General features: G+C 61.5%; 1 protein-coding gene. It reads right to left on the minus strand.

The features are described from left to right. Nucleotides 1–445: 445 nt before the first annotated feature. Nucleotides 446–946: a GNAT family N-acetyltransferase gene (locus OKC30_RS20995; protein WP_000376623.1), complete on the minus strand. Its 501-nt coding sequence runs from the start codon at nt 944–946 to the stop codon at nt 446–448. Nucleotides 947–1,126: the final 180 nt, after the last annotated feature.

Here is a 1,126-nt window from a genome sequence, read left to right on the forward strand (position 1 = left end):
CACACGAGTATTGAGCATAGTCGAGATTGGTGCAGATCACTTCTGATATTGAACTGTCAGGAGCTGGCTGCACAACAGCCATTACGCCCAATCAACTGGTGCAGTCGTCTTCTGAAAATGACATTTGGTATCTCTCATAAACGGATGTTTTTGAGAGAACTATCTTCGGCCTTCACACGCACGAAAGGCGGCGAAGCTCCGCCGTTAATCCGTCCGCCGGAGATCTCGCCCAGGCAGGCTGAAGGCCGAGCAAGCCTGACAGGCCCGAAAAGCCCGGCACGGGCGTCGGCGGCGATGACGGCGGCGGCATTATCCAGGGTTGATGATGGAAGTGGAGGATATCGACAACCTCTCGCGCAACCAAGACATCGCGGTCGGACTGCAAGTGATCTTGAAGCCACGGGCCCGTCCCACCCCGACATGGACCTCGATGCCCGAACGGACGTTAGATTTCGAGTTCTAGGCGTTCTGCGATGAAGGTTGGATCCCAGCCGGGATTGAAAGTGTCGACGTGGGTGAATCCGAGCCGCTCGTATAGGCCACGCAGGTTCGGGTGGCAGTCGAGCCGCAGCTTGGCGCACCCCTGCGTTCGCGCGGCATGGCGGCAAGCCTCGATCAGCGCGGAGCTGACACCCCGGCCCGCATGTGTCCGTCGCACCGCGAGCTTGTGCAGATATGCGGCCTCCCCCTTGAGGGCGTCGGGCCAGAACTCGGGATCCTCGGCCGACAAGGTGCAACAGCCGACGATGCCGTCGCTGCAACTCGCGACTAGGAGCTCGGATCTCAGGACGAAGGTCTCCGCGAATGTCCGGTCGATCCGCGCGACGTCCCAGGCGGGCGTTCCCTTGGCGGACATCCACGCCGCAGCGTCGTGCATCAGCCGCACAACCTCGTCGATATCACCCGAGCAGGCGACCCGAACGTTCGGAGGCTCCTCGCTGTCCATTCGCTCCCCTGGCGCGGTATGAACCGCCGCCTCATAGTGCAGTTTGATCCTGACGAGCCCAGCATGTCTGCGCCCACCTTCGCGGAACCTGACCAGGGTCCGCTAGCGGGCGGCCGGAAGGTGAATGCTAGGCATGATCTAACCCTCGGTCTCTGGCGTCGCGACTGCGAAATTTCGCGA

The organism is Aeromonas sp. QDB18, assembly GCF_027705325.1.
Taxonomy (GTDB): domain Bacteria; phylum Pseudomonadota; class Gammaproteobacteria; order Enterobacterales; family Aeromonadaceae; genus Aeromonas; species Aeromonas caviae.